The following is a 7,803-nucleotide window of genomic DNA, read 5'->3' as shown; positions in this document are numbered from 1 at the left end:
CTCGCGTTTAATTTCAGCGCAGGAGCAGCGCAGACGTTGGCAGTAACGGTGAGTGACACAACGCCGCAAAACAGCCAATTGAGCCAGACAACAGCGAGCTTCGATAAAGAAGCATCAGCGCAAGCGGATGTAGCTGTAACGTTGACGCTGAACGGCAATACGCTGAGCAGCATCACGAATGGCGGAGCGACGCTGACAGCGGGAACCGATTACACAGTTGCGGGCAACACGGTAACGATTAAAAAGTCGTATTTGTCGCAGCAGTCTGTAGGCACGACGAACCTCGCGTTTAATTTCAGCGCAGGAGCAGCGCAGACGTTGGCAGTAACGGTGAGTGACACAACGCCGCAGAACAGCCAACTTAGCCAGACGACAGCGAGCTTCGATAAAGAAACATCGGCGCAAGCGGATGTAGCAGTAACGTTGACGCTGAACGGCAATACGCTGAGCAGCATCACGAATGGTGTAGCAACGCTAACAGCGGGAACGGACTACACGGTTGCGGGCAACGTAGTGACGATCAACAAAGCATATTTGGCTCAGCAAGCTGTAGGCACGACGAGCCTAGCGTTCAACTTTAGCGGAGGAGCAGCGCAGACGTTGGCGGTAACGGTGAGCGACACAACGCCGCAAAACAGCCAATTGAGCCAGACAACAGCAAGCTTTGATAAAGAAACATCAGCGCAAGCGGATGTAGCTGTAACGTTGACGCTGAACGGCAATACGCTGAGCAGCATCACGAATGGTGTAGCGACGCTGACAGCGGGAACCGATTACACAGTTGCGGGCAACACGGTAACGATTAAAAAGTCGTATTTGTCGCAGCAGTCTGTAGGCACGACGAACCTCGCGTTTAATTTCAGCGCAGGAGCAGCGCAGACGTTGGCAGTAACGGTGAGTGACACAACGCCGCAAAACAGCCAATTGAGCCAGACGACAGCGAGCTTCGATAAAGAAGCATCGTCGCAAGCGGATGTAGCTGTAACGATGACGCTGAACGGCAATACATTGAGCGGTATCACAAATGGTATGTCTGCTCTAACGCCAATGACAGATTATACGATTGTGGGCAACGTAGTGACCATAAGCAAAACATATTTGGCACAACAAGCTATAGGCACATCGAATTTGTCATTCAACTTCAGTGGAGGCACAGCGCAGACACTAGCAGTTACGATCAGTGACTCTACCATTCCGGCACCACAGGATAGCAGCCTGAGCCAGACGACAGCGAGCTTCGATAAAGAAACATCGTTGCAAGCAGATGTGTCCATCACTCTAACACTGAACGGCAACACATTGAGCGGTATCACAAACGGTATGTCAGCTCTGATGCCAATGGTAGACTATACGATTACTGGCAATGTAATAACGATCAATAAATCGTATTTGGTACAACAAGCAGAAGGTACAACAAATCTCTCATTTAACTTTAACGCGGGAGCAGCGCAGACGTTGGCGGTTACCATTAGCGATACGACGCCTGCCAATTACGAGGCACCTGTCCTGCAAGCTATTAACTCTGGTAATGCCAAGGCAAATCTGCAATGGAATCCAGTAGATGGAGCAAATGGCTACAAAGTGTACATGGCTCTCCAATCTGGGGCCTACAATACAGAAGTAACCACTGTTGGACAGTCGGTATATAGCTATGAAGCAACTGGCTTAACGAATGGCACAACCTACTATTTTGTAGTAAAAGCCGTTTTTGCAAGCGATTTGAGCGATGCTTCCAATGAGCGGTCGGTGACGCCAATAACGGTTGCGGGAGCACCGACATTGGTATCCGCCACAGCTGGAAATGGTCAAGCAACGGTCTCATTCACAGCACCAACAGATAACGGCGGAAGTATCATTACTGGCTATGAGGTTGTAGATGCAGAGGGACATACAGTAGCAACGGGACTCGTTAGCCCGATCACCGTTACAGGTCTCACGAACGGGACGAGCTATTCCTTTACGGTAAAAGCGATTAGTGGTGCAGGCTCTAGTGAAGCATCCGTATCATCCAATACCGTTACGCCATCAGCGCCTACAAGCGGCGGTGAAACGACACAGCCAGGTTCTTCGTCTTCCTCATCCTCAGGAACATCTGGTACAGGAGTAGACATCTGGATTAATGGGCGTCTGGAGAGAATCGGTAGTGCAGCTACCTCGGTTGTAAATGGCAGATCTACGTCTACGATTACAGTCGATCAAGCCTTGCTGGAGCAGAAGCTGGCCGCAGAAGGTCAAGGTGCGATTATTACGATTCCGCTGCTAGGCAACAGCTCAAACGTCGTAATTGGCGAGCTGACGGGTCAAATGATTAAAAATATGGAGCAAAAGCAAGCTGTGCTTGAGCTCAAAACCGATCGGGCAACCTATACGGTGCCTGCACAGCAGATCAACATTGATGCAATCTCCAAACAGTTGGGTCAAGCAGTATCGCTGAACGATATTACGCTTCGGCTTGAGATCGGTACTTTAACGGATAATATGATGAAAATTGTACAGGGATCAGCAGACAAAGGCGGATTTACGTTGGCAGCACCTTCACTTGATTTTGCAGTGAGCGCGGCATACAACAATCAGATCATCCCTATTACCAGGTTTAGTGCATATGTAGAACGGACTGTCGCCTTGCCTGCTGGCATTGATCCGAATAAAATTACAACCGGCATCGTAGTCGAGCCGGACGGTACGGTTCGCCACGTTCCAACTAAAGTTTTAGAGGATAAGGGCCAATATTTTGCCAAAATCAACAGCTTGACCAATAGTGCTTATTCGATTGTCTGGCACCCGCTTGAATTTAAGGATGTTGCCAATCACTGGGCCAAGGAGTCGGTCAATAATATGGGCTCGCGTCTTGTCATCAATGGAACGGGCAATGAGCTATTCAGTCCAAACAAAGATATTACGCGTGCAGAGTTTGCGGCGATTATCGTGAGGGGGCTGGGGCTTAAGCTTGAAAATAGTGCGGCCTCATTTACCGATGTCCAATCAGCTGATTGGTATGGCTCTGCTGTTCAAACAGCGAGCGCTTATGGTTTAATTAATGGGTTTGAGGACGGCTCGTTCCGTCCGAACGACAAAATCACCCGTGAGCAGGCGATGGCGATTATCGCCAAAGCAATGAAGATCACAGGATTGAAGGACACGCTCCCGGCAATAGAGTCAGGCGTATTGCTAGGCCGCTATAAGGATGCTGCAAAAACATCCGCTTGGGCAACTGCGGGTATTGCTGATGTGCTGCAAGCCGAAATTGTTACAGGCAGAAGCGGCATGCAACTGGCTCCAAAGGCGAATATGACGCGCGCAGAGGTAGCGGCAATCATCGAGCGCCTATTGAAAACATCCGGTTTAATCTAAAGCTTTAAGATATACAAAGCCATATCTTTCTTCTATATTAATATAGGCATGTTCCGCCCAACGCGGCATGGCAGAGCCTAGCGCTTAATTTGAGCATTCCTTCTTGCTGTATAACAGCAGGAGGGGATGCTTTTTTTTGAGGACACAGATTCCGCTATTCTGGCTTTTACTGTGCTTTTAGGCCGTAAGCGGACAGGAGAGCCGCTATTGCCCTCCATATTCCGTCAAAATGGTCATTTACATCGCATTAGCGGCTCCTGAGTCCGCAGCCTGTGCGAAAACCGTGAATCTTTTGAAAATAGCTGCTGCTGTGTCCGCCAAGCATATCATTTTGCAGGTTTAAGCTCCTGAAGCGAAGAGAATGAAGTGGAGCCGACTTACAGTACTCAGGTTTTTCAATAAACACCTCAATAAACGTCTTAAAAAACTTTTTAAAACTTTTTTGATCCAATAGTGATCCAAACGTAAACAGCCTGCGTGTTAATGTATGTAAAGAACAAGCGGACAACGAAAACACATAAAACGATTCTAAGGAGTGAAGCAAGATGAAGATGAAAAAATTAATCGTTCCCATGTTAAGCTTGACCCTATTAATGCCGACTATGGCAGGTGCAGCAGCGCCAGCAGCTACAGCGGTGAAGGCATCGGTGAACACACCGGCAGCCGAGCTGAGAGCGGGACTTGATTATTTGCTCTCCGAGCATTTCACCCTAGCGGTATCAGCAATGACGAAAGCCTATGACGGCACTAAAGATGCAGACGCTGCTTACAAAGCACTCGACCAGAATGCACGGGATATGCAGCCGGCGATTGCTTCGCTTTACGGCGATGCAGGCGCAGCTGAATTCGAAAGAATTTTCCGCGCACACAATCAGTATACGGACGACTTGGTAAAAGCAACGAAGAAAAAGGATGCAGCAGCGATTAAAACGGCGGAAGATAAAGTAAGCGGCTTTGTGAACGAGTTCGGCAATTTCCTCGGAGCAGCAACAGAAGGCAAGCTTCCAGCGGATGCAGCGAAGCAAGCGATTCGCAGCCATGAGGATCACGTCCAAGAAGTATTCGAGGATTATGTAGCTGGCGATTATAAAGGTGCATATGAGGCTTATCGTAAAGGCTACGCCGAAATGTTCGGCATTAGCAAAGTGTTGTCCAGTGCAATCGTAGCCCAAATGCCGGCAAAATTCGAAAACACTAAAGCAGACTCCAAAGCAGCTGATCTGAGATCCGCATTGAACCAATTGGCTGGCGAGCATTTTGCCCTGTCTGCCCTGCAAATGCAAGAGCAATATGATGGAAGAGCTGCTTCAGACGCTTTGATCTGGGCAGAAGCGATGAACACAGCCGATTTCAAAGCAGCAATCGCCTCCATCTATGGTGCGGATGGCGCAGCCGCATTCGAGAAAATTTGGGTCACGAACCACGTAAATGCCCAAGCTGATTTTGTAACGGCAGTTAAAAATAATGATGCAGCAGCAAAAGCAGCAGTCGAAGCGCGTATCGCTGGCTTCACGACTGAATTTGCGACATTCCTGGATTCGGCAACAGCAGGCAATCTCCCTAAAGAGGCGGGCCAGGTCGCTCTGACCGCACATGAAAATCAAGTACAGCAAGTGCTTACGCAATATGCAGCTGGCGACTACACGGCTTCGTACAAAACGAACCGCGAAGGCTACAAGCTGATGTTCGGTGTTGGTCAAGCGCTCGGCAATGCGATTGTCACGCAGTTTAACGACAAATTCCAAGACGCAACTACACCTACAACTCCGACAACACCAACTGATCCTGCCACGATGGTAAAGGTTTGGATGCAAGTAGGCAGCAACGTCCTGAACATTAACGGCAGCGTAACAAAAATGGATACAGAGCCATTCATCTGGAGCGGCATGACTTATATTCCGCTTCGCTACCTGAGCGAAGGCATTGGCGCTGACGTGAAATGGGATAAAAAAGCGCAGCAAGTTACGATTAAAGCAGGCAGTGACACGCTGAAATTTTGGATCAACAAAGACTTCATGGAAGTAAACGGCATGAAAAAATCCGTTGGCGCTAAAGTATTTGTCAACTCCGACAACAGAACGGTCGTTCCGCTTCGCTTCATTACGGAACTGCTTGGCTGGAACGTACAATGGGGCAAAGCCGATCATTCCATTACGTTGACAAAAGCAATGTAAGACAAACCGTCCACAAATCGAAATCCCCGCAAGCCGATCACTTGAAAAAGTGTTCGCTTGCGGGGATTTTTTTGCCTAAAACAAGGTGTTGAACATAAGGCAGTTACATTTGACTCTCTATACGAGCAGCTTATCTGCTGCCTTCTTACTATAAAAATCATTACCGTTGCGGGCATCATAACGTTGTGCCGATGCTATGGCGAGACCTTCAAAATGAGCGGCCAGCGCCGGAAGGCTGGTATCTTCATGCACCACAAGGAAAGAGGCGGGAAGCCGAAGCTTAACCTGCGATCCTTCTTGAACAAGCTTCTTCAGCAGCTGTGCCGTATTTAGATGAAACAGCATAATTTCATAAGGGTTCTCATGGTCGAGGGTGAACGGCAAATGCAGTTCTACGACCTCGACCGCTTTCGCGGGCTTGGTCATCGTCAAATATTCAATATGCTGGGCGACGCTTTCCAGCAGATCGCGTTTGCCTTTGACAAGGCGATAGCCTTTCGTATGCGCTTTTTTCGCTTCCTCGTGAAGGCCCAAGCGCTGCATAGGCAAGAGCAGCTCCGGCAGCGTAATATGAGGCACCTCAGCACATTTCATGTTCCCTGATAGGATCGGCTCTGCCGCCTTTAATGCTTGCTCATCCTCGCCTAGTCTTGCATGAAGCCAAACAATATAATGCTGCTCACAGGCGAGGCAGTCGCTCATATGATCCCGTTCCTCTTTCGTAAACTGTTGAAGATAAGCCTTGGCTTCATCGAGCTTCCCATGATCAAGGGCGAGACGGGAGCGGAAATATAAATAGGTGCGTTTGCTGTAGCCATGCTCTTTATAGCGCTTGCCCAAATCCTCAAGCAGCTCCTGAATTTGCGACATCGGAATTTCTGGGAAATTCGATATCGTGCTGACGATCCATTTATATCGCCATAACAAGCTGCTGCCATCGTATTCCTCAGGGTGTTGATCATATTGGCCTAGCTGCCAGGAGAAGGCGATAATTGCTTTCAGCGGGAAACCGTGAAAACAAGCCGTTTTCACGATTTGATGGCGTGCAATAAAACCATTTTCGATATCGCCCTCCGCATCAGCTAGTCGAACGGCAGCCTCCAGCACCTCCAGCTGGGCTGCGCCGGGAGAAAGATCATACGCCTGGTTCATCAAATCCTCAAAATCCATTTCCATTGATGCTCCTCTGTCTATTTGTTAAATACTTGGAAATAGCTGGCGGCATTTTTACTATAATAATCATTGCCATTGCGTATATCAAAACGTTTTGCCGCCGATAGGGCAAGAGCTTCAAAGTGTGCAGCAAGCGCGGGCAGACTTGTATCCTCGTGCGCAGCGAGGAAGGAAGCTGGCAGACGCAGCTTCGTTTCGGAGCCTTCTTCAAGCAGCTTCTTCAGCAGCCGTGCTGTAAATAAATTAAATCTCATGATCTCATAAGGATTCTCATGATCAAGGCTAAATGCCAAATGCAGCTCGACGACCTCGACCGCCTTCGCCGGATTAATATCCGTCAAATAGTTAATATGCTGTGCGACGCTTTCGAATAGATCGCGCTTGCCTTTGACCAGTCGATAGCCTTTCGTATGAAGCTTTTGGGCTTTCTCTGGAGAGCCTTGACGCATTAACGGTGAAAGCAAATGCGGCAGCGTAATATGAGGCACCTCAGCGCATTTCATTTCGCCTGATAAAATCGGCTCTGCCGCCTTTAAAGCCTGTTCATCTTCGCCCAATTGCGCATAGAGCTCAACGATATGATTTTGCTCGCAGGCGATGCAATCGGTCATATAGTCCCGTTCGACTTTCATCAGCTGCTCGAGAAAATCCTTTGCTTCATCCAGCTTTCCATGGCTTAAGGCAAGGCGAGAGCGGTAATATAAATAAGTGCGGCGGCTGTAGCCATGCTCCTTATAGCGTTTGCCCAAATCCTCGACAAGCTCCTGAATTTGCGACATGGGCACTTCCGGAAAGTTGGAAATGTTGCCGACGATCCATTTGTAGGACCACATTAAATCACTGCTGTCGTAATTGTCGGGCTCTTGGTCATATTGTCCCAGCTGCCAAGAGAAAGCGATAATCGCTTTTAGCGGATAACCGTGAAAAATAGCTGTCTGCACGATTTCGCCTCTCGCCTCAAAGGCGTTATCGATATCGCCTTCTGCATCTGCGATTCTCACGGCAGCCTCCAGCACCTCAAGCTTAGCGGCGCCGGGGGGCAGATCATAGGCCTGATCCATTAAATCTTCAAAATCGAGCTCCATTTATGTTCCTCCTTGTGTAA

General features: G+C 48.7%; 4 protein-coding genes. 2 read left to right on the top strand and 2 right to left on the bottom strand.

Annotation, left to right across the window (positions count from 1 at the left end):
• Positions 1-3,351 (top strand): X2-like carbohydrate binding domain-containing protein (locus tag AC50YG_RS29215; protein ID WP_494832154.1); only part of this gene is annotated, 3,351 nt, incomplete at its 5' end.
• A 545-nt stretch (positions 3,352-3,896) separates the two neighbouring features.
• Positions 3,897-5,525: a copper amine oxidase N-terminal domain-containing protein gene (locus tag AC50YG_RS29210; protein ID WP_494832151.1), complete on the top strand. Its 1,629-nt coding sequence runs from the start codon at positions 3,897-3,899 to the stop codon at positions 5,523-5,525.
• 117 nt (positions 5,526-5,642) lie between these two features.
• Here the strand turns inward: AC50YG_RS29210 and AC50YG_RS29205 are convergent, their stop codons facing one another.
• Positions 5,643-6,701, bottom strand: coding sequence for a hypothetical protein (locus AC50YG_RS29205; protein ID WP_494832149.1), 1,059 nt, complete (start codon positions 6,699-6,701; stop codon positions 5,643-5,645).
• A 14-nt stretch (positions 6,702-6,715) separates the two neighbouring features.
• A complete protein-coding gene (locus AC50YG_RS29200) occupies positions 6,716-7,783 on the bottom strand; it encodes a hypothetical protein (RefSeq protein WP_473759185.1) in 1,068 nt (355 codons plus the stop codon).
• Positions 7,784-7,803 lie beyond the last annotated feature (20 nt).

The organism is Paenibacillus sp. J31R34 (assembly GCF_059383715.1).
The sequence above is the reverse complement of the archived record's forward strand: the minus strand, read 5'-3'. Positions and strand labels throughout refer to the sequence as shown.

Bases quoted from the DNA above. Each gene is read 5' to 3' on its own strand.
- AC50YG_RS29200 (WP_473759185.1), bottom strand. From the start codon at position 7,783: ATGGAGCTCGATTTTGAAGATTTAATGGATCAGGCCTATGATCTGCCC.
- AC50YG_RS29210 (WP_494832151.1), top strand. From the start codon at position 3,897: ATGAAGATGAAAAAATTAATCGTTCCCATGTTAAGCTTGACCCTATTA.
- AC50YG_RS29205 (WP_494832149.1), bottom strand. From the start codon at position 6,701: ATGGAAATGGATTTTGAGGATTTGATGAACCAGGCGTATGATCTTTCT.